Here is a 26,987-nt window from a genome sequence, read left to right as displayed (position 1 = left end):
GCGGTGCTGCTGTGCCGTCATCACCACACGCTGGTTCATGAAAGCGAGTGGGAAGTGAAACTGGCGGCCGGTATCCCGATGTTCTACCCGCCTGCGTGGCTGGACGAAAATCGCAGACCGAGACGCAACCTGCTCCACGCGCCAGGCAAATTCGCGCTCACCAGACAGCGTGAATTGGTTTCCGCCTGCCCGAGGTGACGCGCATCAGAAAAGCGGTTCATGACGCGGCCACCGCAATCGTCGCGAAGCGGCGATGAAAGACCTGGGCCGTCATGCCTCGAGCAACCGGGAGGCCACCCGAGCGCGCAGCGCGTGAGCGACGGAGTCGAACCCGTTCTTCACGTACTCGCCCTGCGCGGCGAACACGGCAGCCGCGTACTTGCCGGTGAACGTCTCGAACGTCCGGTAGCTGCACCGCTCCAAGCCGAGCGGGGTGATCACCTGGTCGCGCGTGCCGAGCAGACCGGGGAAGGTGTCCCCGGTGTCGTAGCGGAGCAGCCGGGGCGGATCGACTACGCGGATGTACTCGCGGCTGACCCAGGTCCCTTCGCTGCCGTCAGGTTTCGGCAACGTCAGGTCGATCGGCGAGTCCACCGCCAAGGTGGTGGAAACCGCCATTGTGTAAGGGTTCCACTGCGGATAGCTCGGATAGTCGAGCAGCACCGACCACACGAACGCAGCCGGTGCGTCGATCTCCACGACAACGGATTCGATCAGGTGGCTCATGCCGGCATGTACTCCCCGCCGTTGACGTCCAGAGTTGCCCCGGTGACCTCAGAAGCCAAGCGCGACAACAGGAACAGCACCGCCCCCGCGCAGGCTTCGTCAGTCGGGATTCGGCCGAGAGGGTTGCGGGCGGCGATCTCGTCGTACACGTCCTGCTCTGGCACGCCTCGGGAATCAGCCATCATCTTGAGGTAGAACCGCACACCTGGGCCGTCCAGCCAACCCATCACGGCCTGGTTGCAGCGGATGCCGTGAGAACCCAGCTCCAGAGCCAGGAACTGGGTCGCCGTGGCCATCGCCGCCTTGGCCACCGCGTAGCCCGCTTCGCCGCGCATCGGTTTGCGGGTGGTCATGGTGCCGATGTTGACGATCGAGCCGCGTCCGGCGGCTTTCATGTGCGGCACGACTTCGCGGGTCACTTGGAGAGCCCCGAAAAGAACGATGTCCATCGAGCGGCGGATCGCCTTCTCCGGGGTGTCCAGCAGGTCGAAGAAGCCTGGGTGGCCGAACGCCGAGTTGACCAGGCCCGTCACGGTGCCGAAGCGGTCGACGGCCGTGGACACCAACGCGGCGACGTCTTCCGGACGTCGCACATCGCACTGCACGCCGATGGCCTCGCCGCCGGCGGCCAGGACGTCCTTCTCCACCTGCTTCATCACGTCGGCGGAGCGGGCGGCCATCACGACCTTGGCGCCTTCCGCGGCCGCTCGGAGGGCCAGTTTCGAGCCCATGCCGGGGCCGACGCCGGTGATGATCACGACCTCGTCTTGCAGTATCACAGGTAGACCTCCGAGTAGAAGGCGAAGTCGCGATGGAGCTGGTCTTCGGAGAGGCCGAAGTCTGTTGGGGTGTAGGAATGTGAGCCGTGGCGTTCGGTGCGGTTCTGGGTCAGGTAGGCCTCGAACGCCGCGTCGTCGGCCGGGCCGGCGGGCAGGCCCAGTTCGTCCAGGACCTGGCGGGCCACTTCCAGAGGTTTGCTGACGGTGTCGGCGAAACGGACGTCGACGAAGCGGTCGGGACGGGCCGAGCGGGCTGTGGCGAAGTCGTTCAGGGTCATGGCGAAGCGGCGGGACCAGTACTGTCCAATCCGGACCGGATCGACGTCCGCGCTGTACTGCGAGGACATCGCGCGGACCATCGAGGCGTAGGACGGGACGGCGTTGAGCGGTGAGCGGTGGGTCATCACGATCTTGCAGTCGGGGAACGTGTCGAAGACGGTGTCGACGGCGGTCAGGTGGTGCGGCGACTTGAGGACCCACGGCAGCGAGCGATCGGAGTTCTGCCATTGCAGGACTTGCAGCCACTCGCGCAGCTCGCGGTAGGCCGGGGACTGGTCGGCCGAGCGCAGCCAGTCGCCGTAGGACGGGACCGAGTAGAACGAGTCGTAGCTCATCGACACGAAGGTTCGGTCCAGCAGCAGGACGTCTTCTTCCGGGCCGTCCCAGACGACGGTGTGCAGGTCGCCGAAGTCGGGGGAGAGCTGGGCGAACATCTGCATGCGTTCCTGGGCGCGGCGTTTGCGGTCCTGGGCGTCCTGGCCCTCGCCGGGGAACGGGATCGGGTACGCGACTTCCCACGACAGGGTGGAGGTGACCTGGGGTGAGGCGGACAGCAAGCGGTGCAGCAGGGTGGAGCCGGTGCGGGGGAGGCCGCAGATCTCGGCCGCCACGCGCACTTCGACGTCCAGCACCTCGGGGTTCGAGCGTTGCAGTGCGCGGAGTCGTAACCGGTCGGCCAAAAGTGCGGTGAAACGGTGCTTGGTCAGCTCGAAGCCCATGGGGGACAGAGCGGCCTCGGTGTTGAGGCTGTGCACGAGCACGTCGAGCGGCTCGCGGAACCAGTCGTCGCCGAAGTCGGTGAGCCCGGTCTTGGCACGCGCCTTGTCCATCAGTTCCGGGACGTTCAGCTCGGTCGTCACCGTCATCGCATCTCCTCCAGGGGAACCACGCGGCACTTCGGGATCGGGTGGGCGGACGCGCCGAGCCAGCGCAGCAACGCGGTGCCGGAGTTGTGGCCGCACGTGTCGATCCAGTTGCCCACACCGGGATCGGTCGCGGCCACCACGATCGTCAGCCGGCCGTCCGCGTCCAGCGAAGCCGTGTGCTTGTTGACCGTGATCTGGCGATGGTGGTCGAGCGACTCCATCCACCAGTTGTCGAGCTGGAAGTTCCAGTACGGGCAGTCCGGCACGTCGGTCTCGATCACCCACGCCTCGCCGGGGCGCAGAGACCAGTAGCCGTGCAGGTAGAAGATCTCCGGATCGCCGCCTGCCCGCTGGAACATCTCCTGGCCGAAGTCCGGGAGCTCGTTGGGGCGGGCGGCGAACGTCCGCGTCCAGTGCGCGAACGTGGCCGCGGTGCCGTGTACCGACAGGGCTGCCCGGCCCAGCGCCTTGGCCAGGAACTCAGGGGTGAGAGCAGCAGGTTCCGAAGGCCCGCCGATCTGCTCGATGCGCCACGTGCCGGGCACTTCGGACGTGCGGTCCAGATATGTCTGGCGCACCACCAGACCGGTCGAGTCAGGGGCCAGCGGCAGCCAGTTCCGGCCCTGCTGGACGGCGCTCGCGATGATCTCCACCGAGCCGTCCGGGGAGATCGTGAGGTCGGCGTCGGACAGCTCGCCGGTCGACGCCATCGTGCCGTCCTTGGCGTACCGGTTGGCCTTGGAGCCGATGCTGAAGTACGCGATCGTGCCGCGGGTGCCGGTGATGCGGTAGGTGCGGTCGCCGCGGATGTTCGCGGACAGGTAGACGTTGTCCGGGTTGTCCGCGCCGATCTTCACCAGGTCGAGCTCGTGGAAGCGCGGGAAGTCGGGATCGGCGTTGTCCAGGCAGGAGTACAGCATCTCGCGGGTCAGCCGGGCCAGGTAGCGGTAGCCCTCCGCCCGGTCCAGCGCGGTGTCGGGCCCTGAGGCGATCACCTCACCGGCCTTCTCCAACGCCCGGCAGAACTGCGACCACGCCTGATCCGGCACGGGGACCCTCCCGAATTTAGAACGTGTTCTAGCTGAACATACCCGATTCTGGACAACGTTCAACAGATGCCGAGCGAGCGCAGCCGTGCCACCACGGCCGAAGCGGCCTCCGCGGGGCTCAGTGCGGTGGTGTCGAGCCTGATCTCCGGGTTCTCCGGTGGTTCGTAGGGCGAGTCGATGCCGGTGAAGTTCGCCAGTTCGCCGCGCCTGGCCCGTGCGTACAAGCCCTTCGGGTCGCGCTGTTCGGCGACGGCCAGCGGCGTGTCGACGTAGACCTCGCAGAACTCGTTCTCGGCGACCAGTTCGCGGGCCAGCGCTCGCTCGGCGCGGAACGGCGAGATGAACGAGACCAGCACGATCAGGCCAGCGTCGACCATCAGCGCGGCCACTTCGGCGATGCGGCGGATGTTCTCGACGCGGTCGGCGTCGGAGAAGCCGAGGTCGGAGTTCAGGCCGTGCCGCACGTTGTCGCCGTCCAGCAGGAACGTGTGCCTGCCCGCGGCGTGCAGCGCCTTCTCGACCAGGTCGGCGATCGTGGACTTGCCCGCGCCGGACAACCCGGTCAGCCACACCACGCACGGCCGGTGCCCGTTGCGGGATATCCGGGCCTGCTTGTCGACGGTCAGCGTCTGCCAGCGGAGGTTCGACGACCGCAGCGCGCAATCGATCATCCCGGCGCCGACCGTGGCGTTCGTCAGCCGGTCGAGCACCACGAACGAGCCCAGGTCGCGGTTCGTGCGGTAGCTCTCGAACGGCACGGGCGCCTCGAAGTGCACGGTGTCGGTGCCGATCTCGTTGAGCTGCAGTGCTTTCGTGGCGGTGAAGCCGACCGTTCGCGCGCCGATCTTGGCCAGGTACCGCCGGCCGGGCATCAGTCCGGCCTCACTCAGCCAGACCAGATGGGCCTGGAACGCATCGGCCACGGCGGGCGGGTCCGAAGCCGCCGCCAGCACGTCGCCGCGGCTCGCGTCCACGTCGTCGGCGAGCACCACGGTGACGGACGAACCCTTTGGTGCCTCGGCCAGATCGCCGTCCATCGTGACGATTCGATCCACAGTGGAGGTTCGCTCGCCGACGCGAACCTCGTCGCCCTGGCGTAAAGTCCCGCGCAGCACACGTCCCGAGAAGCCGCGGAACGTCGCGTCCGGCCGGTTGACCCATTGCACGAGGAACCGAGACGGACCGTCCTCCTCCGTCTCGACGACCACAGACTCCAGCCACTGCAGCAAAGTCGGCCCGTCGTACCACGGCGTCAGCTCGCTGTGGCCGATCACGTTGACGCCCTCGGTCGCGGACATCGGTATGCAGGTGGTGTCGGGGAACTCGGCCTGGATCTTCTCGAACACCTCCTGCGAGTACTCCAGCAGATCGAGCTTGTTCACCGCCACGGCAACATGACGAATCCCCAGCAACGACACGATTCGCGCATGCCGCCGCGTCTGGCTCAGAACACCTTTGCGTGCATCCAGGAGAAGCACCGCGGCATCGGCGGTGGACGCGCCGGTCACCATGTTGCGCGTGTACTGCTCGTGCCCAGGAGTGTCCGCGACGATGAACCGCCGCGCCTCGGTCGCGAAGAACCGGTACGCCACATCGATCGTGATGCCCTGCTCGCGTTCGGCGGCCAGCCCGTCGACCAGCAGCGCGAAGTCCAGTTCGCCGCCACGGGTGCCAACGCGCCGGGAATCGGCCTCCAACGCCGCCAAATGGTCCGCGTACAACAACTTCGACTCGTACAGCAGCCGCCCGATCAGCGTGCTCTTGCCGTCGTCCACGCTGCCGCAGGTGATGAACCGCAGAAGTTCCATCAGAAGTACCCCTCCTGCTTCTTGCGTTCCATCGAGCCGCTCTGGTCGTGGTCGATCAGCCGCCCCTGCCGCTCGGACGTGGTCGCGGCCCGCATCTCCTCGACGATCTCGGAGACCGTCCGCGCCTCACTGCGCACCGCCCCGGTCAGCGGATAGCAGCCCAGCGTCCGGAACCGGACCAGCTCCGTGCGTGGCGGCGAGACCAGCGGCATCCGGTCGTCGTCCACCATGATCAGCAGGCCGTCGCGGTCCACCACCTGCCGTTGGGCCGCGAAGTAAAGCGGCACAACGGGAATCCGCTCGCGTTCGACGTAGCGCCACACGTCCAGCTCGGTCCAGTTCGACAGCGGGAACACCCGGATGCTCTCGCCGGGCGCCACTCGCGTGTTGTAGAGCCGCCACAGTTCCGGCCGCTGGTTCTTCGGGTCCCAGCGGTGCTGCGCGGTCCGGAACGAGAACACCCTTTCCTTGGCACGAGAGGCTTCCTCGTCCCGCCGCGCACCGCCGAACGCGACGTCGAACCGGCCGGCGTCCAACGCCTGCCGCAGCCCCTGGGTCTTCCAGAGATCGGTGTGCCGCGCCGAACCGTGGTCGAACGGGTTGATGCCCAGCGCCACGCACTCCGGGTTGCGATGCACGATCAGCTCCAGGCCGAGCTCGGCGACGATCCTGTCCCGGAACGCGATCATCTCCCGGAACTTCCACGTGGTGTCCACGTGCAGCAACGGGAACGGCGGCTTCGACGGGTAGAACGCCTTGCGCGCCAAGTGGAGCAGTACCGAGCTGTCCTTGCCGATCGAGTACAGCAGGACCGGCCGTTCACTCTCCGCCACGGCCTCGCGGAAGATGTCGATGCTGTCGGCTTCGAGCGTGTCCAGGTGGTTCACCTCAGCACCCCCGCGAGCTCCGGCCGGCAGATCAGCAGGTCGGGCAGCCACGGGTCGGGCTGGTTGTACTCGAGCGGCCGTCCGTCGACGCGAGAGGCGTGCAGTCCGGCCGCGCGCGCCACGGCCACCGGGGCGGCGGAGTCCCACTCGTACATGCCACCGGCGTGGAGGTAGGCATCGGCTTCGCCGCGCACGACGGCCATGGCCTTTGCGCCCGCGCTGCCCATCGGCACCAGGACTCCGTGCACCGCGTCGGCGACCCGCTGGGCGAACGCGGGTGGGCGCGTGCGGCTGATGGCGATCCGCGGCCGGGCGTGCGGCGCAGGGAGAGCCACGGGCTGGTCCGTGCCGAACGTCCTGGCCAGTGCCGGCAGGGCCACCGCCGCCGCGACGAGCCTGCCCGCGTGCCACAGAGCCACGTGCACGGCCCAGTCGGTGCGTCCTGGCTCCGCGTACTCCCTGCTGCCGTCGAGCGGGTCGATGATCCACACCCGCTCGGACGTGAGCCTGCGGCGGTCGTCGGGAGCCTCCTCGGAGAGGACCGCGTCGTGCGGCCGGTGCTCTTTCAGCTGCGCCGCGAGGAACTCCTGTGCGATCCGGTCGCCGTCGCCCGGTCTGACGCGGACGAGCAACCGGCCTGTCCCGGTGGCCAACCGTGCCGCCAACTCACCGTCCGTCTCCGTCATGCACCGACGGTAGCAACCAAACTGAACAACGTTCAATAGCGTTTTGAACGTTGTTCAACGTAGGATCCGGACCCGTGAGCACAGAGCAGACGGCCTGGGGCGACGCGGAAGGCAGGCGGCGGGACATCCTGCAGTCGGCCGAGCAGATCCTCGAGGAGCAGGGTTACGCGGGCCTGACCATGCGCGCGATCGCGGTCGGCGCCGGCGTCAGCTCCGGCACGGTGTACCAGTACTTCTCCGGCAAGGAGGACGTCTTCGCGGCCCTGATGGAACGCCGCCTGGACGAGCTGCGGCACACCCTGGACACCGTCGACCGCGACCAGGGCATCGCGGGCGTGCTGAAGGAGATCGAGCCCCAGGTCACCGAACTGTGGCGCCGCTTCGGCAGGTCGGCCGCGCAGTGGGAGGCCAAGGTGCTCTCCGGCGGCCGCAGGGGCAAGGAGGTCGCGGGGTCGGCACAGGACTACCGCAAGACCATCAAGGCGCTGGCGAAGGCGCTCAACGAGACGGCGGCAGCGTCCGGTCAGACGCTCATCGACGACCCGGCGCTGCCGCACTGGGTGTGGGACTCGCTGATCGGGCTCGCCGACGACCTGCTGCTCCAGGGCGCGCGCACCAACCGGGTCAAGCCCGCGCACCTCATCGAGTTCGCCACTGGAGCGATCGAGCGGGGCGTCATTTCCCGCCGATGAGCGAGTCGACCGTCGCCGAGCCGTTCTCCCCGCAGGCCTTGCGGGACGCGGTGAGCGTCGCCGGATTGTTCGCCTCGTCCGACCTGCCCTGCTGCCCGAAGAGCCGCTTCAGCAGATCGACCTGGGCGTCGAGGCCGGCCGACATGAAGTCGCCGCACGACGAGTTGGTGCTGAGCCGCTCGTTCTCCGAGTCGAACTCCGGCCCGAACGCGAAGAGCAGCGCCACGATCAGCACCAGGCCCAGGGCGAACACACCGAGGCCGGGTCCGCTCTTGGTGGGGCGCAGCCAGGCCTCCGCCTCCTCGCGGAACGGCTTGACGGGCGTCTCCTCGGTGTCGATCCAGTACTCGAAGCTGTTGCCGTCGGCGATCTCGAACTGGACGTGACCGGCGACGACCATGATGCTCGCGACCTTGTCCCGCGGGTACGAGCCCACCCAGAACGGGTCCGGCCGCACCAGCACGATGCGGTCGGGCAGCAGGAACACCACATCGCGCTCGCCCCTGGCGAGCCGCTCGGTCTGGCCGGGCTGGATGACGACTCCGGCCAGCCAGGCCCGCACCTCTGGGCGTTCGTGTTCTTCGAGGGCCTCCACGGCGATCGCCCACAGGTCGGGATGTTCCACGTCCGTGCTATCGCTGCGGTCGTGTCCGCTAGTTACCCGAGGATGCCGAAATTGCTCCAAATGGCACTCAGTTCGCAATCTTCGAACGCTTGACGGGCAGGTCGTACCGCCGCCGGATGCTCGTGCCGAGCACGCCGATGTCCGCGCCGTAGACGTGGATCGAGATCGCGACCGAGCTGGAGTTGTTGCACACCTTGTGGATGTCGCCCGGCGGCACCAGGTACGACGCGACACCTTGCGGAGTGCGATTGAACCGCAACGGAACGAGGTGATCTCCCGCGAGCCGATACGTCATCTCTTCTTCTTCGCCGACGTACGTGCCGACGACGCACCATGACACGTGGTCGTGAATACAGGTTTCCTGACCTGGCAACCAGACCAGCGCGACGACCGAGAAGCTGCCGTCGGGTTCGACGTGCAGGACGTGCTGCCGGTACGCGGCCGGGTCCGGTTCGCGCTGCTCGGCGTCCAGCAGCTGTGGATCGGCGAGGTGGCGGGTGAGGGCCTTGGCGACTCGCTTGGCGACGGTGGCGTCGGAACCGCCCGTGTTCACGGCGGTGCGGATCGCGCTGACGAGCAATGCGGCGGTGGGGGAGAGCAAACGAGGCATGGTGGGCTCCTCACATGATCAAAGAGGCTCCGATCAGTGCGACAACGCTGATGAGGACGGTGGACAGCAGGCCCAGCGTCAGCGCGGGCAGTCCGGAGCGGACGAGAGAACGCAGGTTCACGGCCGTGCCGAGGGCGAACATGCCCGCGGCCAGCAGGAGGTTGTCGACGAACTGGGCGGTGGACAGCACGACGCCCGGCAGCAGATCAGTGGCTCTGATGGCGGCGGCGATCAGGAACCCCACGACGAACAGCGGCACGATCGGCGGACGCTTCCCGGCAGCGGGGAACCTGCGGCGTTCGGCGACGCTCACCGCGGCGAGCATCGGCGCCAGCAGCACGACCCTGGTCAGCTTCACCGCGACCGCGATGGCCAGCGCGCCGGTGACCGGTCCGGCGGCGGCGACCACCTGGGCGACCTCGTGCACGCTCCCGCCCGCCCACACGCCGTAAGCAGCGGGGGACAGGCCGGTGAGCGGGTGCAACGCGGGCAGCGCGAACATCGCGACCGTGCCGAACAACGTGACGAGCCCGAGCGCCTTGGCGACGTCCTGCTCGTCTTGTTCGCGCACGCCGTTCATCGCGGCGACGGCCGACGCGCCGCAGATGGAGAACCCGGTCGCGATCAGCAACGACAGCCCTTCGCCGACGCCGAGGATCCGGCCGAGCCAGCGCGTCACGACGAACGTGACGACCACGGCGACGACCGCCAGCAGCAACACCTCGTAACCGAGCGCCAGCACGTCCCGGAACACCAGCTTCAGGCCCAGGAGCACGATGCCGAGGCGCAGCAGGCGGCGTCCGGCGAGCTTGATGCCGGGGCTGAACGCCGCGGGGAGCCTCACCACGTTGGCCACGACGGCTCCGAGCAGGACCGCGGCCGTCAGCGCACTGACCGATGGCAGCAGCCAGGTCACCACCATCGAGACCGCGACACCGGCCGCGACCAGCACGAGGCCGGGTAGCGGTGAGTCGATCGCGCGCGCAGTGGTCTTGACGCTGCCCATGTGAGCAACCATCACTCCTGCGAGCTATGCGCAGAAGATGGGCATTTCTTGGGGGTCCATAAGCGGGCGTTATGCCTTGGTGGCCGCCGTCATCATCGCGTCGACCGTGGCGCGCATCAGTGGCAGCCGGATCAGGTCCGGCCAGGTGTAGAGGGCGGTCTCGCGTTCCGCTTCGGAGTCCACCTCGACCGTGGTCAGGCCGGGGTGCTGGATGAACGAGAGCAGCAACCGCGGTACGAGCGCGACCCCCAGGCCTGCGGTGACGAGGCTCTGGATGGCCAGGTTGTCGTCGGTCGAGCAGGTGACGTCCGGGGTGAACCCGGCTTCGGCGCAGGCCTGCTGGAGTGCTCCCTGGCAGCGGACGCAGCCGGCGATCCAGCGTTCGTCCTGGGCTTCGGCCAGCGACACCTTCTCGCGTCCGGCGAGCCGATGTCCGACGGGGAGCAGCAACGCGAGCGGCTCGCGCAGCAGCGGAACCCGCAGCATTCCGGCGATCGCGGCCTCGTCCTGGGGCTCGCCGCGGTAGCTGAAGCTGATCACCACGTCGACCGTGCCGCGCCTGAGCAGTGCGAACGAGTCCGGCGGCTCCTCCTCGACCAGTTCGAGGCGCAGCTGGGGTCGTTCCTCCGCCAGGATCGCGGCCGCGAACGGCACGAGCGACACGTTGGCGCTGGGGAACGCGCAGATCCGAATCGTGCCGATGTCGTGCGTGGCGATCGCGCTGATCTGCTGGTGGGTGGCGGCGAGCTGGTCGAGCAGCTCCGTGCCGCGTTCGGCGAGGATCCGGCCGGCCTCGGTGAGGTTCAGGCCGCGGCCCGTGCGGACGAACAACGGGCCGCCGACCTGGCGTTCCAGCGCGCGCATCTGCTGGCTGACCGCCGGCTGGGTGCAGTGCAGCTCCCGTGCGGCCGCGCTGAACGAGCCGGTCCTGGCGACGGTCGCGAACACCTCGAGCTGGCGGGTATCGAGCATCCACGGACGATAAGCCTGATCGGCCGCCCACGAAGGACGGCCGATCAGGTGGCCCCTAGAAGGTCAGCTTCCAGGAGTTGATGTAACCGGTGTCCTGCGCGGCCTTGTCACGCACGCGCAGCTTCCAGACGCCGTTCGCGACCTCGCTCGACGCGTTGACCGTGAAGGTCTCCTGGATGTTGTCCGCGCTGCCGCCCGCGCCGTTGCTCAGCGAGTACACCGAGCCGTCCGGGGCGATCAGGTCGACGACCAGGTCACCGCGGTAGGTGTGCACGATGTCGACGCCGACCTTGAGCGTGGCCGGGGCGTTGCCCGTGACGCCGGAGACGGTGATGTCGCTGGTCACGGCCGGGGCGTTGTCCGGGATGTTCACGTCCGCGGTGTTCTCGAACGTCTTGCCGGCAGGAGGCGTGCCGGTGTCGACCGCCGCGAACGCGTCCACGCGGCCCTCGCCGAAGAAGTTGTTCGCCGCCGTGGTGCCGGAGCAACGGGTGTCGGTGCAGCTCAGGTCGTCGGCCTGGGTGGCCAGCAGCTGGCGCAGCTGGGCCGGGGTGGCCGTGGGGTGGGTCGACTTGAGCAGCGCGGCCACGCCCGTGACGTGCGGGGAGGCCATCGACGTGCCCTGGAACGAGGCGAACTTGCCGCCGGGGATGGTCGACCAGACAGCGTCGCCAGGCGCCGCGACACTGATCTTGCCGGTGCCGAAGTTGGAGTACGACGACTTGCGGTTGGCCGAGGTGATCGCCGAGACGGTGACGATGCCGGGCATCTCGGTCGGCAGGCTCAGGCAGCTGTTGGTGATGTTGCGCTGCACCGGGGTCGAGTCGTTGGGGCTCGTGGTGTCGCGAGTCTTGTTCGCGAGGTTGTAGTTCTCGTTGCCCGCCGCGGCGACGTTGAGCACGCCCTTGCCCTCGGCGTAGGCCACGGCCCGCTTCACACCCTCCAGGATGGCGTCCTGGTCGGCGTTGTCCGGGCAGGCGAACAGCCACGGGTCGGTGTAGTAGCTGTTGTTGGTCACCGCGAACCCGTGGTCACCGGCGAAAACGAAGGCGCAGATGGTGTTCTCGGCGAAGAAGAACGACTTGCCCGGCTGCTCCGCGACGCGAACGGCGGCGATCTTCACGCCCGGCGCCACACCGACCACGCCCTTGTTGTTCTTGGCCGCCGCGACCGTGCCGGCGACGTGCGTGCCGTGCTGGTCGATGTCCCGCCAGGCACCCGCGCGGGTGTCGAGCTTGCCGTAGGCGCAGGAAGCGGACTTGGACGCGTCGAAGTTCGCCTTCAGGTCCTCGTGCAGGTCGTCGACGCCGGTGTCCAGGATGCCGACGGTGACGTTCGCCGAGCCCTGGTTGACCGCCCACGCCTTGTCGGCGCCGATCTGGGCCATGTCCGCCTGTACGGACTCGGTCATCGACTGCGGAGTCTGCGTCGCCGGAGCCGGGACCGCCGGGTTGGCCGCCTCGGCGGGCACGTCCGACGTGCGAGTCGCCCCGACCTTCTGCACGCCCGCGACGGTCCGCATCTTGCTGGCGAAGTCGGTGGCGGTGGAGTGGGCGACGACGACACCGATCGCGTCGTAGCTGCTGAACACCGTGCCGGCGTTGCTCGCGATGGCCGTCTTCGCGCCCGCCGTGTCGTTCGGCGCGGTGATGACCAGGTATGCGCGCGTGCCCGCGGCCGCGGCAGGGGTCGCCGCCGTCAGCACACCGGCGCCCACGGCCGCGGCGATGACCGCGGTGCGCAGGCGTGATCGTGAACCCAGGAACACGATTCCTCCAACTCCTAGCGGGCGATGCCCGCGCACGGTCGCGCGGGTGCAGGGGCCCGTCAGCGGTGTTAGAGGAGGCGGGAGGGCATTCGGGACGCGTGGTTTCAGAAATGCTCCGTTCGGTTCACGCCGAACGTCGCACGTCAGGCGTGGGGTGAGACGGTCTGCCCCAAATGACGTTCCGCGATCGTTCGGGCCTGAGTAGAACCGGCTGACATGACTGTTGTGACGTCTCTGGTTCTGTTGGCTCAGCTGGCCGCCGCGCCGTGCGCGGGCGAGGTGGTGATCAGGAGCGCCGCCGTGGACGCGGTGATCGAGGTGTCCGCCGACCACCTGGGTGTGGCAGCGCCGTCTGGTGCGCGGTCCCAGCGGTGGGTCCGGGCGGGTGCGCAGCTGCGGAACGTCCAAACCGGACAGTGCATGTCCGGGGCGGGCAACTACGCGTTGCTGCGGGAGTGCGACGCGTCGGATCCTGCGCAGCGCTGGAAGTTCGTGCCGGCGTCCGGCGGGGTCGTGCTCACTACCGAAGCAGCTGCTCCCGGTGCTGTGCTGGCCGGCAGCCGGGCCGTGCCGAACTCGATCTACGGCCTGTTCGAACCCTCCGGCGACCCGATCTACCGCTGGACCGTCACGCCTGTCTAGGGCAGGTGCTCGGCCAGCGCGCGGAGGGCGGCCGTCGCGTTCTCCAGGAGTTCGGCGGGGATCGGGGACAGCACCTCGTCGTGCGCCTTGCTGTTCGCGATCACGACCTCCTCGGCGAGCGACGTGCCGCTCGGCGTGAGGCGCACGTAGGTGCTGCGGCCGTCGGTCTGGTCCGGCTCTCGCTCGACCAGGCCGCGGGCGACCAGGCGGTTCACCACGTTGCTGGTGCCGCCGGTGGAGAGCAGGAGTGAGCGGCTGAGCTCGTTGGCCTTGAGGCGGTAGGGCTTGCCGCTGCGGCGCAGGGCGGCCAGTACGTCGAAGTCGGCGCCGGTCAGGTCGAACCGGGTCACGGTGGCGCGGGTGGCCTCGCCCAGCAGGCCCGACAGGACCATGAGGCGCTTGCTGAACTCGGAGCCTGCGACCAGGGCCTCCGGGAGTTCGGTGCGCCACACCGCCAGCAGTTCTTCCACGCGATCCGTCACAGGTCAGAGCCTATTGCACACCGTGATAGCTTTTAAGAAAGCTTTCGCGTGAGGGGGATCTGATGGACTTCGTGCTGCGCAACGCCCTGGTGATCGACACCGACCCGGTGGTGGCTCTGCCGGGCACCGACGTGCTCGTGCGGGACGGGCGGATCGCCGCGGTGGGCAAGGGGTTGCGGGCCGCTGTGGTGATCGACTGCACGGATCGGATCGTGTTGCCGGGCTTCGTCGACGCGCATCGGCACCTGTGGCAGATGCTGGTGCGGTCGTTCAGCGCCGACATGTCGCTCGGCGCCTACCTGGAGAAGCTGCTCAAGCCGTTGCAGGAAGTGGTGACACCGGACGAACTGCGGATCGGCACGCTCGCGGGTGCGCTGGAATGCCTGGCTTCCGGGATCACGACCGTGCAGGACTACTCGTTCGCGCCGACGTTCGCGCACGCCTCCGCCGCCGTGCGAGGGCTGCGGGAGTCGGGTGTCCGCGCGATGTTCGGGTACGGGCCGGCGGTGTTCGGGCCTGCGTGCGACCCCGACGACGTGCGGCGTGGCGTGGAACTCGGCGGCGGGCTCGTCGACATCGCACTCGCGCCGGTCGGACCGTCCTTTTCGGACATGAGCGTGGTGGAAGCGGACTGGGAGCTGGCGCGTGAGCTCGGGTTGCGCGTGCTCACGCATGTCGCCGGCGAGGGCAACCCGATCTCCGCGCTGCACGACCGCGGGCTGCTCGACGGGAACACGACTTTCGTGCACGGCAACGGACTTCCGGACGGCGAGCTGAAGCTGGTCGCCGACGCCGGTGCGGGCGTGGCGATCGCGCCGGGCCTGGAAGCCGAGATGGGGCACGGCGCCCCGATGATCCGCCGTACCCGAGCGTTGGGTGTGCCTACCGGGCTCGGTGTCGACTCGGCCGCGGTGGTGGCGGGGGACATGTTCTCGCTCATGCGGGCCGCGCTGATGTCCGCGCACGTCAGCGAAGGCGTGCACGTCACTCCCGCCGACGTGCTGCGGATGGCGACCGTCGAGGGTGCTTCGGCGATCGGGATGGGAGATCAGGTCGGGTCGCTCGGCGTGGGCAAGCACGCCGATCTGGTGGTGTTGCGGGCCGGCGACCTCAACCTGCTCGGTGCCGCCGACCCGGTCGCCGCGGTCGTCACGGCCGCGCACCCCGGCAACGTCGAGCGGGTGTTCGTCGCCGGGGTGGAGGCCGAGAAGCCTAACGTGGCAAGGGATGTGCGGGCAGCGGCCGCGCGCCTGCTCGCCGCGACGCGCTAGCTCAGGCGTCCTGGTTCGCCGGCGCCGGGTCGGCAGCGTCCTCCAGTTGCTCCGGCTGGTTCGCGGGAGGACCGTCGGCCGTGTCCTGCGGTGCTCCGTTCGGGGGCGCGGGTGGACGGTTGGCCGCGCCCTTCAGCTCTCCGGTCTGGATGGCCCAGAACGCCGCGAACTCCACGATCAGCCCGAGCTCGATGGCGAGAATCAGGTGGGGCCAGCCGCCACGCATGATGTGGACGAGCACGCAGGCCGCCAAGGTGGCCGCCATGACGATCGCCACGATCAGGTAGATGTGCCTCGACTTCTTCCCTTCGTTGTCCGGGTCCTGGACGCGGCCCTGGTGGTTGATCAGCACGACGAGGATGATGCAGACGAACAGCGTGGTGGCCGCGACCCCGTGCGCCTTCTCCTCGAACTGCCCGCGCAGCCCGAAGAAGGCGCCGAGCACGAGCACCTGCGCGACCAGGCCCGCGACGAGCCGCCCCACCTCTTTGCGGTTCGCCGCGGCCTCGTCCTCGTCCGTGATCTTGTCCTTGTTGAGCCGGGTGAGGAGCACGACGAACGTGGCCACGGCCGCGACCAGCAGCAGCGGGAAGACGTTGCCCCACACGATGTCCGCGATTCGTGCGTCAGACGAGACGTAGCTGCCGGCGCAGACCGGCTGGCCCTTGTCGTCGAGCGGCTTGGACGTCGGCGCGAAGGCGACGATGAACGCCATGAAACCGGCGATGTCGAGGAGCAGGTTCTCCGCGTACGTGGTGCCCTGGTAGACGACGAGACAGATGCCGATCGCCACCAGCACGCCCACGAACGTCGCCTGCAGTGGTGAGTAGTAGTAGGCGCTGATGGAGTGGAACGCGCACCACGGCGGCACGGCGTGGATCGCCAGCGCGAGCAGGAGCATCCCGACGAGCAGGGTCAGCGCCAGCCGCAGCGAGAAGTAGGTCTGCTTGATGGTGTCTTCGCGCTTGTACCTCATCTGCTTCCTCCTCCACGCGAACACGGCGCCCGACACCGCCAGCGCGGCGAGAGCGGCGTAGAAGAACACGTGCTTGACGATTCCGGCGCACAGAATGATGACCAGGGCGCAGCTCGACGGGGTCAGGCTGCCGAGAGCGATCAGGGTCGTGAGGTCTTCCAGCGCGTCGAAAGTGGCGGCGGCCACAGGAAGCCAGGCGAGCTTGCGGGACCACGTCCCCGGCTGGGTCACCGCCCGGATCGCGAGCGTCAGCACCACCGCGTACAGCGCCAGGAACAGGTAGTCGAGCAGCTCGAACTTCCGGTACGCCTGCCGCGCCGCTTCATCGAGGCCCGCCACCTGGTTCGAGGCGGTGCCGACGTGGAACCCGAACCGCGTGTCGAGCACCTCGAAGTGGTAGGTGTCCTGAATGGATGGACCGCTGAAGTCGAGCAGGCGGGACACTCCGAGCAGGACACCGACCACCACGAGCGGTCCGGCGAGGGCGGCGAGCGAGATCAGCTCCGTGCGTCGCTTCATGTCCGCGGCCTCCGGTCTGTCGCCCCCGACACCGTTTGACCGTGAGTCGCGGTCCGGCGGGACCCCGTTAACGCCGTGACAGAATCGTTGCCCGCCGAACCGCGTGGCCCAGCGTGAGATCACTCTTGCGGAGCAACCTCACGACCTCCGCGTGATCAGCCCCACGAAGTGGTTCATGTCCGCCTGCACGCATGCCTCGTCGGCGTGCTTGCCGGTGCAGCCCGGCGCCCAGCCGGAGCCGTCGCCGTAGTCGGACAGGTGGAACGGGATTCCCGCGGCGGTCAGGTGGGAGGCCGTCACCAGCGCCGTCTCACGGGCCCGGTTCTCCAGCACCGCCTGGATCGGGTTGACGGTGAGGTCGCCGCCGTTGCCCGTGTAGAGGGCGACTCCCATGCCGCGCAACGATTCCACGTGCTGGGCTGGGCTCTGGGCGTTCCAGACACCGTCGAACGGCCAGATCGGCGGCCCGAAGATCGCGTCGGCGCCGACGGTAGGAGTGCCGGAGCCCGGGTTCACCGAGCTCGCGGCCACGGCGGCGCGGATCTCGGAGTTCTGCAGGTCGAGGCCTCCGGAGAAGCTGCCGGCGTAGCTGAAGAGGTCGGGGCGGTGCTCGGCGTAGTGCAACGCGCCGAAGCCGCCCATCGAATGGCCGACGATCGCGCGGCCTTCCCGCGTGGCGACCGTGCTCAGGTTGGCGTCGACGAACGGGATCACCTGCTCCAGGTGGAACGTCTCCCAGTTCTGCGGTCCCGCGGCACCGGGGGTGACCCAGTTCGAGTACCAGCCGCGGCCGCTGCCGTTGGGCTGCACGGTGATCAGCGGGACGTCCCTGGTGGCGTTCTCGACGACGCGCTGGTTCCACTGGGCGTCGGGCCGGTCGGGATGGCCGTGCAGGTAGTACTGGACCGGGTAGCGCACGCTCGGGTCGTAGCCGGCGGGCAGGGTGACGACGACGGTGTGCCTGCCCGGTTCCTGGCCTTCGAGCAGGGTCGGCGTGGGCACCTGGTTCGTGGAGACGCTGAACAGGAACGTGCGGTGGTTCTCGTCCGCCCACCTCGGCTGGCTCGTCACCTGGAGTCCGAACCCGTCGGTGAACCGCGGTGGCGACGGTTCTGCGGCTTTGGCGTGCGGGCTGGACAACGAGATCGCGGCGGTGAGTGCGGCGATCAGGCAGGCTCCGCGTTTCCTGGCAGTGCGGTGTCGAATCGACATGAATCTCCCCTCGGTTCGCCACGGATCATGGCGTGAGGCCACCGCGCAGGACAGGCCGGGGACCGGCCATTGCTGGCCGGGTCGCGTTCGGGCTGGTCAGCTCGGCGGCGAACAACCGCATCAGGCCGGGCAGGCGGTAGGTGTCGTCGTCGCCCCACTCGGCGAGACCGAGGTCCACCAGGAGGTCCAGCGCGGCCTCGGTCTCGAGCGCACCCGTGCCCAGCGCTGAGGCCGCTGTGGTGGCATCGCACACTTCGTAGCGGCCGAGCAGCCGGAACGCACTCGCCGCCAACGGGTCGTCGACCGCGCTGAACGCGGTGGCGCAGGCGGCGCGGACCGACTCGCCGCCGAAGCTGAGCTCGGCCAGCCTGCGGCGTTCCGGGGCCAGCCGCCGCACCCACCGGGCCAGTGAGCGGGTCGGGCGGTGGGCGAGCAGGGCGCCCGCGATGTGCAGTGCCAGCGGTATTCCGTGGCACAACGACACGATCTGAGCTGCCGCGGCGGGTTCGAAGGCTGCTCCGGGCGCCAGCTGGGTCAGCAGCTCCAGACCGTCCACATCGGACAGCGGGCCGAGCGGGAGGTGTTCCGCGCCGTCCAGCAGCAGTGGCGCGCGGCTGGTGATCAGCATGGCGCAAGGGCCGGTGGCGGGAAGGAGGAACCGCAGCGGGGCGGGATCGGTCGCGCCGTCGAGCACCACGAGCACGGCGCGGTCCGCCAACCTGGACCGCAGCAGTGCCGTGGCCTCGTCCTCGGCGGGTGGAACGTCGGAAACACCGAGGTGTCGCAGCAACCGGTGCGGCACGCGGGTCGCCTGGCGGAGATCGATGTAGAGCTGGCCGTCCGGGAACACCGGCGCGACCCGGTGCGCGACCTCCAGGGCCAGCGCGCTCTTGCCGACACCGCACGGGCCGTGCACGACCGCCGCGGCCGGGGTGTCCTGGGCGAGCAAAGCCTGCAACCGCGCCGCTTCCGGCGCGCGGCCGGAGAAGGAGCGGCACGGCGAAGGCAGCTCGCGCGGAACCGAGGACGCTCGCACGGCGGTAGCGGCGGTCAGCGACGGATCGCGGTCCAGCACCGCCTGGTGCAACCGGACGAGCTCCGGCGAAGGCTCCAGGCCGAGCCGGTCCGCGATCACCCCGCGGTAGTCAGTGTAGACGGCCAGTGCCCCGGCCAGGTCGCCCGACCGGTACAGCGCGGTCACGAGATGCGCGCGCGGCCGTTCCCGCAACGGGTGCTCGGCCACGAACCCGCGCAACGGCGTGATCAACGAGCGGTGCTCGCCGAGGCCGAGCCGTGCGTCGAAGTGGTCCTCCGTCACGGACAGCCGCAGCTCCTCGACCGGCGCGATCGACCCGGCCAGCGCGTCGCAGCCGGCCAGGTCCTCGAGCACCGCGCCCCGGCACGCCGACAGCGCCTCGCCCAGGTGCCGCGCGGCTGCGGCGTGATCACCTTGAGCCAGTGCCGCTCTGCCCGCCTCGGCGCGTTCGGTGAACAGGTGCAGGTCCAGCTCGCCCGGCCGCAACGTGAGCTGGTAGCCCGCCTGTCTGCCCGCGATGCGCTCACACCCGTCCGGCAGCACCTGGCGCAGCCGATTGGCGTACGTGCGCAGGTTCGCCGTCGCGGACATCGGCGGTTCGTCCGCCCACAGCGCGCGGACCAGCCTGCGGATCGGCACCGGACGGCCGGGGTTGAGCAGCAGCGTGGCGAGCAGGAGGCGTTGCTTGAGCGAGCCCAGCACGACGTTGCGGCCGCACGCCCGCACCTCGATCCTCCCGAGAACCCTGAACTCGACTGACACGCCGGTGATCCTGGCCGTGACCGCTGACACATCGCCGACACGGCATACACGCGGCCGTGTATGCGCGCTGGGCGTCCCCGTGTACGGCGCTTTCCTACGTTGGCGCCACCGACGCCACCCGGCGCGGGAGGAAGTGAGGGAGCGCGAAACATGCGCAAGACGTTGGAGTCGCTCAGCGACAAGCTGCTCGGCGTGTTCGTGGCCAAGGCCGACGTGGGCGCGGGCTGCCCGCCGGACCCGTACTACAAGCACTGCTACTGCCGTGAGCGCAGTGACTTCCGCCAGCGCTGTTCGCAGAACGGCGCGTGCAAGGAGTTCTGCGGACCCTGCACGGTCTTCCGGACCTGCGGCGCGTGATCAGACGCCGTGGGTGGCGGCCTGTTCGCCACCCACGGCTCTCCCTTCTACTCTCGGAGACTTGCCATGTCAGTGCTCACCGCCGCGGTCGTGGTCGTCGGAATCCTGTGCCTGCTGGACCTGCTGCTGAGCTTCGGCATCATCCGGCGGCTGCGTCAGCAGAACGAGGCGCTGCGCGACCTGCGCGAGAACCAGGCGGCGGCCGAACCGCCCATCATGCTGACCGCCGGTTCACCCGTCGAACTGTCCGATGTGGACGTTTCCGGCGCGCTGGTCGGCTTCTTCTCGCCGAACTGCGAACCGTGCAAGGAGCGCATGCCGCAGTTCATCGAGTACGCGACCGGCCACCGCGGCAAGGTGATCGCGGTCGCCGCAGGAGACGCCGATGAGGTCGCCGACATGGTCGTGCGCCTCGGTGAGGTGGCCGAGGTCGTCGTCGAGGAGATGGGCGGCCCGCTGCACAACGCGTTCGGCACCACCGGTTATCCGGCGCTGTGCCTGGTCGACGAGTCCCGGACCGTGGCGGCGAGCGGCTGGGAGATGTCCGCGCTGCCGGTTCTCGCGACCCGGTGAACACCTCTCTCGGCGCCCGCCGGGTGTTGTCGCTCCTGGCCGGCGCATTCGGCCTGACCCGTGCGGCGGCACCGGCGGGCACCCCGATCTACGTGGTGCTCACGCTGCTCGGCGGCGTCGTGCCGCTGTCCGCCGCATGGTGCACCAAGGTCCTGCTGGACGGCATCGCGGCCGGCGGGGCTTGGGCGGCTCTGGTGCCGTGGGCCGTCGCGCTGGCGTTGACCGGACTGGTCAGCGGTCTGCTGCCGGTGTCGACGGAGTACCTGAAGCAACGGCTGGACCGCGCGGTCGCGGTGCTCACGATGGACCGGCTGTACCAGGCGATGGGGCGGCTCACCGGGCTGGCGCGGATGGAGGATCCGCGGTTCCGCGACAAGCTCCAGCTCGCGCAGCAGACCGGTCGCAGCGGGCCCGGTCAGCTCGTCGACGACGGGCTGGGCGCGGTGCAGGCGGCCATCACGACGGGCGGTTTTCTCGGCACGTTGCTCGTGCTGAACGCCGGCATGGCGGTGATCGTGCTGGTCGCGGCGGTTCCGGCGTTGATCGCGCACATGCGGTTGAGCCGGGCGAGGGCCGAGGTGATGTGGTCGATCACGCCGGCCGAGCGGCGCGAGGTGTTCTACGCCGAGCTGCTGTCGAGCCTCGACGCGGCGAAAGAACTGCGGTTGCTGGGCCTCGGCGATCTCTTCCGTCGTCGCATGCTCGTCGAGCTGACCGCCGCGCATGCCGTGGTGGAGGGCCAGGATCGCCGTGACGCACGGGTTCGCGGCCTGCTCGCAGGGCTGACCGCGCTGGTGTCGGCGGCCGGGCTGGTCTGGTCGGTGTGGCTCGCGGTGTCCGGCTCGCTGTCGATCGGTGACGTCGCGATGTTCGTGGCCGCCGTCGCCGGGGTGCAGGGCGCGTCGCAGAGCCTGGTGCACAACCTGGCCTCCGCGCACCACTCGGTGCTGTTGTTCCACCACTACCAGGAGATCGAGTCGCAGCCGCCGGACCTGCCGGTGTCCGCCGCCCCGGTTCCCGCCCTGCGGCAGGGGATCGAGCTGCGCGACGTGTGGTTCCGCTATGCCGACGACCAGCCGTGGGTGCTGTGCGGGGTGAACCTGACGATCCCGCACGGGCGATCGCTCGCGCTGGTCGGGCTGAACGGCGCCGGGAAGTCGACGATCGTCAAGCTGCTGTGCCGGTTCTACGACCCCAGCCGCGGCGCGATCCTGTGGGACGGCGTGGACATCCGGTCGTTCTCCGTCGACTCGGTGCGGGAACGGATCGGCGCGGTGTTCCAGGACTACATGCGCTACGACCTCACTGCCGCCGAGAACGTCGCGCTCGGTGACGTGTCCTCAATGGACGATCGATCGCGCGTTGTCGCTGCCGCGGAACGAGCCGGCGCGCACGACATGGTCGCGGCGTTGCCCCGCGGGTACGACACGTTGCTCTCCCGCATGTACTTCGACGAGGCCGATCGCGAGGATCCGGAGACCGGGGTGCTGCTGTCCGGTGGTCAGTGGCAGCGGCTGGCTCTGGCGCGGGCGTTCCTGCGCGACCGCCGCGATCTGATGATCCTCGACGAGCCCAGCTCCGGCCTGGACGCGCAGGCCGAGCACGAGGTGCACAGCAGCCTGCGGCGGCACCGCGAGGGGGCGACGAGCGTGCTGATCTCGCACCGGCTGGGCACGGTCCGGGACGCGGGCGTGATCGCTGTGCTCACGGCCGGTCAGGTTTCCGAACTCGGCACGCACGACGAGCTGATGTTCCTCGACGGGGATTATGCGCGGCTCTTCCGGCTGCAGGCTTCAGGCTATGACGAGGTGGTGACCGGATGATCTGGGTCGCGTTGGCTGTTGGCGCGGTCGTGGCGTGGCTTCTGGTGTTGCGCAACCGTTTGCTCGTGGTGACCGTGCACGGCGTGAGCATGGAACCGACCTATCACTCCGGCGATCGGCTGCTGGTCAAGCGCGCCCGCCTCGACCGCGTTCGTGCCGGTCAGGTCGTGGTGGTGCAGGTGGAAGCCTCGACGCCGGACGACCCGACCGGCGGCCGCCTGGTGAAGCGCGCGGTGGCCGTGCCGGGCGATCCCGTGCCACCGCAGATCCCGGTTCCCGGTCCGCGCGTGCCCGCGGACAGCCTGCTGGTGCTCGGCGACAACCTGGCTCGGAGCAACGACTCCAGGCGGCTCGGCTATCTCCCGGCGGACGCGCTGATCGGCGTGGTGCTCCGCCCGATCGGACAGAGGTGACATGACCACGGGTGCGGTTGTCCTGTGTGGACTGGTACTGCTGATCTCCGCGGTGAGCAAGGTGCGCAGCCGGTCCGACTACGCCGACTTCGTCGCGTCGGTGCCCGCGTTCGGGATTCCGGCGCGGTGGACGCGGCCGTTCGCCGTGCTGACGGTCGTGGCGGAGTTCGGAATCGCGCTGCTCCTAGTGGCCGGGTTCTGGACCGCGGGACTGGTGCTGGCGACGGGCATGTTCGCGGTGCTGACCGCCGTGGTGTGGCGCGCGGTGTCACGGCGGTCCGGCGCGGTGTGCCGGTGCTTCGGGCGTGCTCGCACCACGCTCACGCACCGGCACACCGCGCGCAACGCCTTCCTGTTGGCGGTGGCGGTTCTCGGTCTGTCTGCTGTGGACAGTCCGTTCGATCCCGCCGTCGCGGGGCTGGCGGCGGCGGTCGGCGTGATCGGTGCGGTGCTGGTGGTGCGGTTCGACGACCTGGCGGATCTGATCGCGGCCTAGGCGCCGTAGGCGTCCAGGAGCAGTCCGTGGAAGTGGTGCACGCCGTGTTCGGACAGGCCGGATCCCTCGGGGTCGTAGACGATCCGGCCCTGGTCGAACGCGGGCGTGCGCATCCCGCGTTGCACGCTCTCGACGATGCTGATGTCCTGCTGCTGCAACACTTCGTCGATGTACCGAACGCCGTCCAGCTCGCCGGCCGTGAGTTCTTTCGTCTCGAAGTAGAAGTCCCAGGTCTCGCGGGTGCGCTCCGGCCCGTCCGGAAGAATCTGCAGCACCATGAAGTTGTCGCGGCCGGGATAGCGCAGCAGGCAGGTGTTGGGCCACAACCACCACACCGCGTGCTGGTTGACCGTCGCGCCGGACACGTCGTACGCCGAGTTCTCGTGCTTGCCCGCCTCGGCGAAGTGGCTCGACCAGATGCCGTGCGTCTTCACGTCGTACGTCCCCATGTCGACCAGATCGACGAACTCGGGATGCGCGATGTGGCAGTGGTAGCACTCCAGGAAGTTGTCGACGACGTTCTTCCAGTTGGACCCGATCTCGTACGTGAGCCGCTTGGCGTGCGTCAGGCCGGCGACGTCCGGCGCCCAGAAGTCGATCTCCGACTTCAGATCCGGGGCTTGTTCAGCCAGTGCTTTCGCGGTGGGATCCAGGTTCACGTAGACGAACCCGCAGAACTCCTCGACCAGCACCTGGTCCAGGCAGATCTCGGACTTGTCGAAGGTCTCCATGCGATCCGCGCGCCTGGCCGCCTTCAGGCCGCCGTCGAGGTCGTACGTCCACGCGTGGTACGGACAAACGATGTTCCGCGTGATGCCCGAGCCGGTGAGCAGCTCGTGCGCGCGGTGCTTGCACACGTTGTAGAACGCCCGCAGCGTCCCGGCCCGATCGCGCACGATCGCGATCGGCATCCCGGCGACCGTCGCCGCCACGTAGCTGCCGGGTGACGTGAGCTGTTCGGCGTGGCAGACCCATTGCCACGTCCGGGAGAACACCGCGCGGGTCTCGAAGTCGAACCAACGCGGTTCGACGTACGCCTCGGCGCGCAACGACATCGAGCGCGCGGGATCGGAGTGGTAGCCAGAGGAGATGCGTTCAACGTCGTCCGCCGTGACACCCATGCGCCCGACCGTAGAGATACTGGAACGGTCGTTCAAGATCTGAGGCTGGTCGGCAACCGTTCGAAGCCGCGCAGGATGCGGGTCGGCCGCCGGTGCGCGCCAGGCAGCGGGCGCAGGCCGGGGAAGCGTTCGAAGATCGACCGCAGACCGATCTCGCCCTCCATCCGCGCGAGCTGCGCGCCAAGACAGTAGTGGCGGCCGGCACCGAACGAGACGTGGTCGCGCGCGTTCTCGCGGGTGACGTCGAACGCGTGCGGGTCGGCGAAGACCTCGGGATCGCGGTTGGCCGCGGCGAGCACGGCCGTCACGAACTGGCCGGGCCGCACCGGAATGCCCGCGATCGTGGTGTCGCGCGAGCACATCCGGCCCGTCATGAGGACCGGCGGGTCGACGCGCAGCACCTCGTCGACCGCGTTGCCCCACAGTTCCGGGCGTGACCGGAGAGTCTCGAGCTGCGCGGGATTCCTGGTGAGCAACGAGATGCCGTTGCCCAGCAGGTTGACCGTGGTCTCGAAACCGGCCGCCAGCACCAGGCCCGCGGTGGACTTGAGCTCGCGGTCGGTGAGACCGGCACCGTCCTCGCGCGCGGTGATCAGGCGGCTCAGCAGGTTGTCGCCGGGGTTGGCGCGCAGGGCGTCCAGGTGGCGGGTCAGCCAGGCGTCGAACGTGCTGAGCGTCGTTTCGACGTTGCGGAACACGCGCCACGACAGGCCCAGGTCGAGGCTCGGCGCGGCCGCTCCGCCCAACGCCAGCACGGTCGCGCGGTCTTCCGGTGGCACGCCGAGGATCTCGCTGATCACGGTGACCGGGAGCAGGCCGCAGTAGGTCTCGATGAGGTCGACCGGATTGGCCGGGTCGAGGCTGTCGAGCAGTTCGTCGGCGATCGCCTGGGTGCGTTCGCGGAGCTGTTCCACGGCGCGAGCGGTGAAGACGCGCGTGACGAGCTTGCGGTAGCGGGTGTGCTGCGGTGGTTCGACGACCAGCAGCGACGGCGGCTGCACGGGATGCGTGATGTCCCTGGCGGACCACGCGGCGAGCTTGCCCAGGATGCCGGCGCCGTAACGAGGACGGGTCGTCACCAGGGCGTCGTTGGTGAGGATCTCGCGCACGACGGCGTGCCGGGCCGTGGTGTGGCCGACCTTGGTGGCGGCGAGCGGCCCGCGGGCGCGGATCTCGTCGAACAGGCCGGTGAGGTCGGCGCCCGTGGACGCCTCGACGGTGATGCGGCCCTGCAGGTCGCCGCGACGGGCCTGCATGCGCAGCACCGTCCGGGGCAGCGCGTGGCCGATGCTCCACCGCACTGCCGTCTTGACGTGCTCCTCAGCGAGACTCATCAGTTCCGTAGCGTCGTCCACTCGGGCCGGTGCGTCAACGGTAATCTGCCGCGCCATGGAAATCCGGGCGTTGCTCGACGGGATGGACCGGGACGACTTCCGCGCCGAGGCCGCGGAGTTCGCGGCCCAGCACGGGCTCGCGACGTTCGGCCAACTGGTCGACCTCATCGCCACGACCCAGGACACCCGGCAGGCCTGCCGCGTCTTCTCGCTGCTGAGCGCCGGTGACGAGACCTACCTGGCGCTGACCCGGCACCCGAACCAGAAGGTGCGCGTGCACGCCGCAAGCATGTTCCGCGGTGAGCAGGCGTTGAAGCACGCTGCGGAACTCCTGCCGGTGCTGGCGGACGACGACTACTACGTCGCGCGGGAAGCGCGGTGGGCGTTCGACAGCATGGGGCCGGACGTGTTGCCGCTGCTGCAGGAGGCGCGCCGGACGGCCAAGGGCGCGGTCCGCCGGGGCGCGTGGCAGGGGATCGCCGAGGTCGGCGGCCCGGACGCGTTCAGCGAGTGGGACCGCCGGGTGCTGAGGCGGTTCATCGAGGCCAAGGTCGAGGAGGACCTGTACTCCAGCGAGGAGATGCACCTCTGCGGCGGCTGGTACGCGATCAGGACGGACGACCAGCAGGCCGTGCTCGAAGTGTGCGGCCTGAGCGACCCCGTGCCGGTGACCAAGATCCTCGGTGGTGACGCCTGGAACAACGACCACCACTCGTGGGCCGACGAGGAAGAGCACGTTCGTTGCGCCAGGGTCTACGTCACGGGCGCGTGGGACGGCTGGACGCTCGTGTTCGGCGAGCCGTTCGCGCACGAGTCCCGCCCGGTCACCGAGATCTGCGCGGTGCTGAGCGCGGCGTTCGGCGAGGCGCACTACTACGCCATGCACTGCCAGGGCGGCGGCAACGAGTGGTGCGTCGCGGAGGGCGGCGAGGTGATCCGCCACTACGACGAGAGCAACCCGGACGAGCAGATCGGTGAGCCGCTCGACGCCGAGGACGGCCTGAAGCTGCCGCACGACTGGAGCGACGAGAACGAGGACCTGGACGACTGCTGCGCGACCGACGTGGCGGAGGAGATGTCGGCCAACCCCAAGTACTTCGAGGGCGACGTGGAGGGACACGGCGTGCTCGCGCTCACCGCGTGCGGCCTGAAGTACGGCTCTCCCAAGGGTTTCCTGCGCATCACTTACTAGGCTTGGACGACCGTGGCCTCCAGCG

27 protein-coding genes and 1 pseudogene are annotated in these 26,987 nt (G+C 69.2%); 10 read left to right on the top strand and 18 right to left on the bottom strand.

What is annotated here, in order from left to right; all coding sequences use genetic code 11:
* Positions 1-198 (top strand): annotated as a pseudogene (locus UK23_RS53915) (hypothetical protein); the annotation flags it as partial.
* 72 nt (positions 199-270) lie between these two features.
* Here UK23_RS53915 and UK23_RS24370 read toward each other — a convergent pair.
* The 7 genes from UK23_RS24370 to UK23_RS24340 are packed head-to-tail and all read right to left on the bottom strand — an operon-like array spanning position 271 to position 7,080.
* Positions 271-726: an SRPBCC domain-containing protein gene (locus UK23_RS24370; RefSeq protein ID WP_045313934.1), complete on the bottom strand. Its 456-nt coding sequence runs from the start codon at positions 724-726 to the stop codon at positions 271-273.
* Positions 723-1,505 (bottom strand): SDR family oxidoreductase, encoded by a 783-nt coding sequence (locus UK23_RS24365; protein ID WP_045313933.1) that lies wholly within the window; start codon positions 1,503-1,505, stop codon positions 723-725. Before UK23_RS24365 ends, UK23_RS24370 begins: the two co-directional genes overlap by 4 nt.
* Positions 1,502-2,650, bottom strand: a complete 1,149-nt coding sequence (locus UK23_RS24360; RefSeq protein ID WP_052684991.1) for a sulfotransferase family protein — start codon at positions 2,648-2,650, stop codon at positions 1,502-1,504. Before UK23_RS24360 ends, UK23_RS24365 begins: the two co-directional genes overlap by 4 nt.
* On the bottom strand, positions 2,647-3,699 hold the full coding sequence (locus UK23_RS24355; RefSeq protein ID WP_045313932.1) for a DUF1214 domain-containing protein: 1,053 nt from the start codon (positions 3,697-3,699) through the stop codon (positions 2,647-2,649). The genes UK23_RS24360 and UK23_RS24355 overlap by 4 nt, the downstream gene beginning before the upstream one ends.
* Positions 3,700-3,758: 59 nt before the next feature.
* A complete protein-coding gene (gene cysC, locus UK23_RS24350) occupies positions 3,759-5,507 on the bottom strand; it encodes an adenylyl-sulfate kinase (protein WP_045313931.1) in 1,749 nt (582 codons plus the stop codon).
* Positions 5,507-6,424, bottom strand: coding sequence for a sulfate adenylyltransferase subunit CysD (gene cysD / locus UK23_RS24345; protein ID WP_045313941.1), 918 nt, complete (start codon positions 6,422-6,424; stop codon positions 5,507-5,509). The genes cysC and cysD overlap by 1 nt, the downstream gene beginning before the upstream one ends.
* Positions 6,391-7,080, bottom strand: coding sequence for an inositol monophosphatase family protein (locus tag UK23_RS24340; RefSeq protein ID WP_045313940.1), 690 nt, complete (start codon positions 7,078-7,080; stop codon positions 6,391-6,393). Before UK23_RS24340 ends, cysD begins: the two co-directional genes overlap by 34 nt.
* 74 nt (positions 7,081-7,154) lie before the next feature.
* Between UK23_RS24340 and UK23_RS48890 the strand changes: the two genes are divergently transcribed.
* Complete coding sequence (locus tag UK23_RS48890) at positions 7,155-7,772, top strand: TetR/AcrR family transcriptional regulator (RefSeq protein ID WP_052684989.1); 618 nt, start codon at positions 7,155-7,157, stop codon at positions 7,770-7,772.
* Here UK23_RS48890 and UK23_RS24330 read toward each other — a convergent pair.
* From UK23_RS24330 to UK23_RS24310, 5 genes are all read right to left on the bottom strand, one after another.
* Positions 7,756-8,397 (bottom strand): hypothetical protein, encoded by a 642-nt coding sequence (locus tag UK23_RS24330; protein ID WP_045313930.1) that lies wholly within the window; start codon positions 8,395-8,397, stop codon positions 7,756-7,758. The genes UK23_RS48890 and UK23_RS24330 overlap by 17 nt on opposite strands.
* A gap of 67 nt (positions 8,398-8,464) precedes the next feature.
* Positions 8,465-9,007, bottom strand: a complete 543-nt coding sequence (locus UK23_RS24325; protein ID WP_052684988.1) for a cysteine dioxygenase family protein — start codon at positions 9,005-9,007, stop codon at positions 8,465-8,467.
* 10 nt (positions 9,008-9,017) lie between these two features.
* Positions 9,018-10,013: a YeiH family protein gene (locus UK23_RS24320; RefSeq protein ID WP_045313929.1), complete on the bottom strand. Its 996-nt coding sequence runs from the start codon at positions 10,011-10,013 to the stop codon at positions 9,018-9,020.
* A gap of 69 nt (positions 10,014-10,082) precedes the next feature.
* Positions 10,083-10,985, bottom strand: a complete 903-nt coding sequence (locus tag UK23_RS24315) for a LysR family transcriptional regulator (protein ID WP_045313928.1) — start codon at positions 10,983-10,985, stop codon at positions 10,083-10,085.
* A gap of 55 nt (positions 10,986-11,040) precedes the next feature.
* Positions 11,041-12,753 (bottom strand): S8 family peptidase, encoded by a 1,713-nt coding sequence (locus UK23_RS24310; RefSeq protein ID WP_231114647.1) that lies wholly within the window; start codon positions 12,751-12,753, stop codon positions 11,041-11,043.
* Positions 12,754-12,978: 225 nt separating this feature from the next.
* On the opposite strand from UK23_RS24310, the gene UK23_RS24305 reads away from it, so the two are divergent.
* The gene (locus tag UK23_RS24305; RefSeq protein ID WP_045313927.1) at positions 12,979-13,395 is read left to right on the top strand and encodes a hypothetical protein; all 417 of its coding nucleotides are present in this window, start codon (positions 12,979-12,981) and stop codon (positions 13,393-13,395) included.
* Here UK23_RS24305 and UK23_RS24300 read toward each other — a convergent pair.
* On the bottom strand, positions 13,392-13,877 hold the full coding sequence (locus UK23_RS24300; protein WP_063778111.1) for a MarR family winged helix-turn-helix transcriptional regulator: 486 nt from the start codon (positions 13,875-13,877) through the stop codon (positions 13,392-13,394). The two genes, UK23_RS24305 and UK23_RS24300, sit on opposite strands and share 4 nt — an antisense overlap.
* A gap of 62 nt (positions 13,878-13,939) precedes the next feature.
* On the opposite strand from UK23_RS24300, the gene UK23_RS24295 reads away from it, so the two are divergent.
* Positions 13,940-15,148: an amidohydrolase family protein gene (locus UK23_RS24295; RefSeq protein WP_045313925.1), complete on the top strand. Its 1,209-nt coding sequence runs from the start codon at positions 13,940-13,942 to the stop codon at positions 15,146-15,148.
* A 1-nt stretch (position 15,149) separates the two neighbouring features.
* Here UK23_RS24295 and UK23_RS24290 read toward each other — a convergent pair whose 3' ends face one another.
* From UK23_RS24290 to UK23_RS24280, 3 genes are all read right to left on the bottom strand, one after another.
* Positions 15,150-16,643: a hypothetical protein gene (locus tag UK23_RS24290; RefSeq protein ID WP_045313924.1), complete on the bottom strand. Its 1,494-nt coding sequence runs from the start codon at positions 16,641-16,643 to the stop codon at positions 15,150-15,152.
* A 138-nt stretch (positions 16,644-16,781) separates the two neighbouring features.
* Positions 16,782-17,855, bottom strand: a complete 1,074-nt coding sequence (locus tag UK23_RS24285) for an alpha/beta hydrolase (protein ID WP_045313923.1) — start codon at positions 17,853-17,855, stop codon at positions 16,782-16,784.
* Between the two features lie 25 nt (positions 17,856-17,880).
* Positions 17,881-19,653 carry an AfsR/SARP family transcriptional regulator gene (locus UK23_RS24280; RefSeq protein WP_156213351.1) on the bottom strand — a complete coding sequence of 591 codons (1,773 nt, stop codon included), beginning with the start codon at positions 19,651-19,653 and terminating at the stop codon, positions 17,881-17,883.
* 150 nt (positions 19,654-19,803) lie between these two features.
* Here UK23_RS24280 and UK23_RS51885 point away from each other — a divergent pair, with 150 nt between their 5' ends.
* From UK23_RS51885 to UK23_RS24255, 5 genes are all read left to right on the top strand, one after another.
* Positions 19,804-20,010, top strand: a complete 207-nt coding sequence (locus UK23_RS51885; RefSeq protein ID WP_045313922.1) for a hypothetical protein — start codon at positions 19,804-19,806, stop codon at positions 20,008-20,010.
* A gap of 66 nt (positions 20,011-20,076) precedes the next feature.
* Positions 20,077-20,583 carry a redoxin domain-containing protein gene (locus UK23_RS24270; protein ID WP_045313921.1) on the top strand — a complete coding sequence of 169 codons (507 nt, stop codon included), beginning with the start codon at positions 20,077-20,079 and terminating at the stop codon, positions 20,581-20,583.
* The gene (locus tag UK23_RS24265; protein ID WP_045313920.1) at positions 20,580-22,406 is read left to right on the top strand and encodes an ABC transporter ATP-binding protein; all 1,827 of its coding nucleotides are present in this window, start codon (positions 20,580-20,582) and stop codon (positions 22,404-22,406) included. The genes UK23_RS24270 and UK23_RS24265 overlap by 4 nt, the downstream gene beginning before the upstream one ends.
* Positions 22,403-22,819, top strand: coding sequence for a S26 family signal peptidase (locus UK23_RS24260; RefSeq protein ID WP_045313919.1), 417 nt, complete (start codon positions 22,403-22,405; stop codon positions 22,817-22,819). The genes UK23_RS24265 and UK23_RS24260 overlap by 4 nt, the downstream gene beginning before the upstream one ends.
* A 1-nt stretch (position 22,820) precedes the next feature.
* Positions 22,821-23,315, top strand: coding sequence for a MauE/DoxX family redox-associated membrane protein (locus tag UK23_RS24255; RefSeq protein ID WP_045313918.1), 495 nt, complete (start codon positions 22,821-22,823; stop codon positions 23,313-23,315).
* Here the strand turns inward: UK23_RS24255 and UK23_RS24250 are convergent.
* Positions 23,312-24,436 (bottom strand): aromatic ring-hydroxylating oxygenase subunit alpha, encoded by a 1,125-nt coding sequence (locus UK23_RS24250; RefSeq protein WP_045313917.1) that lies wholly within the window; start codon positions 24,434-24,436, stop codon positions 23,312-23,314. The genes UK23_RS24255 and UK23_RS24250 overlap by 4 nt on opposite strands.
* Before the next feature lie 32 nt (positions 24,437-24,468).
* Positions 24,469-25,770 carry a cytochrome P450 gene (locus UK23_RS24245; RefSeq protein WP_045313935.1) on the bottom strand — a complete coding sequence of 434 codons (1,302 nt, stop codon included), beginning with the start codon at positions 25,768-25,770 and terminating at the stop codon, positions 24,469-24,471.
* A gap of 55 nt (positions 25,771-25,825) precedes the next feature.
* On the opposite strand from UK23_RS24245, the gene UK23_RS24240 reads away from it, so the two are divergent.
* Positions 25,826-26,962, top strand: a complete 1,137-nt coding sequence (locus tag UK23_RS24240) for a HEAT repeat domain-containing protein (protein WP_045313916.1) — start codon at positions 25,826-25,828, stop codon at positions 26,960-26,962.
* Positions 26,963-26,987: the final 25 nt, after the last annotated feature.

It is taken from the genome of Lentzea aerocolonigenes (genome assembly GCF_000955955.1).
In the GTDB taxonomy this organism is placed as follows: domain Bacteria; phylum Actinomycetota; class Actinomycetes; order Mycobacteriales; family Pseudonocardiaceae; genus Lentzea; species Lentzea aerocolonigenes_A.
This window is presented reverse-complemented; position numbering and strand designations above follow the sequence as displayed.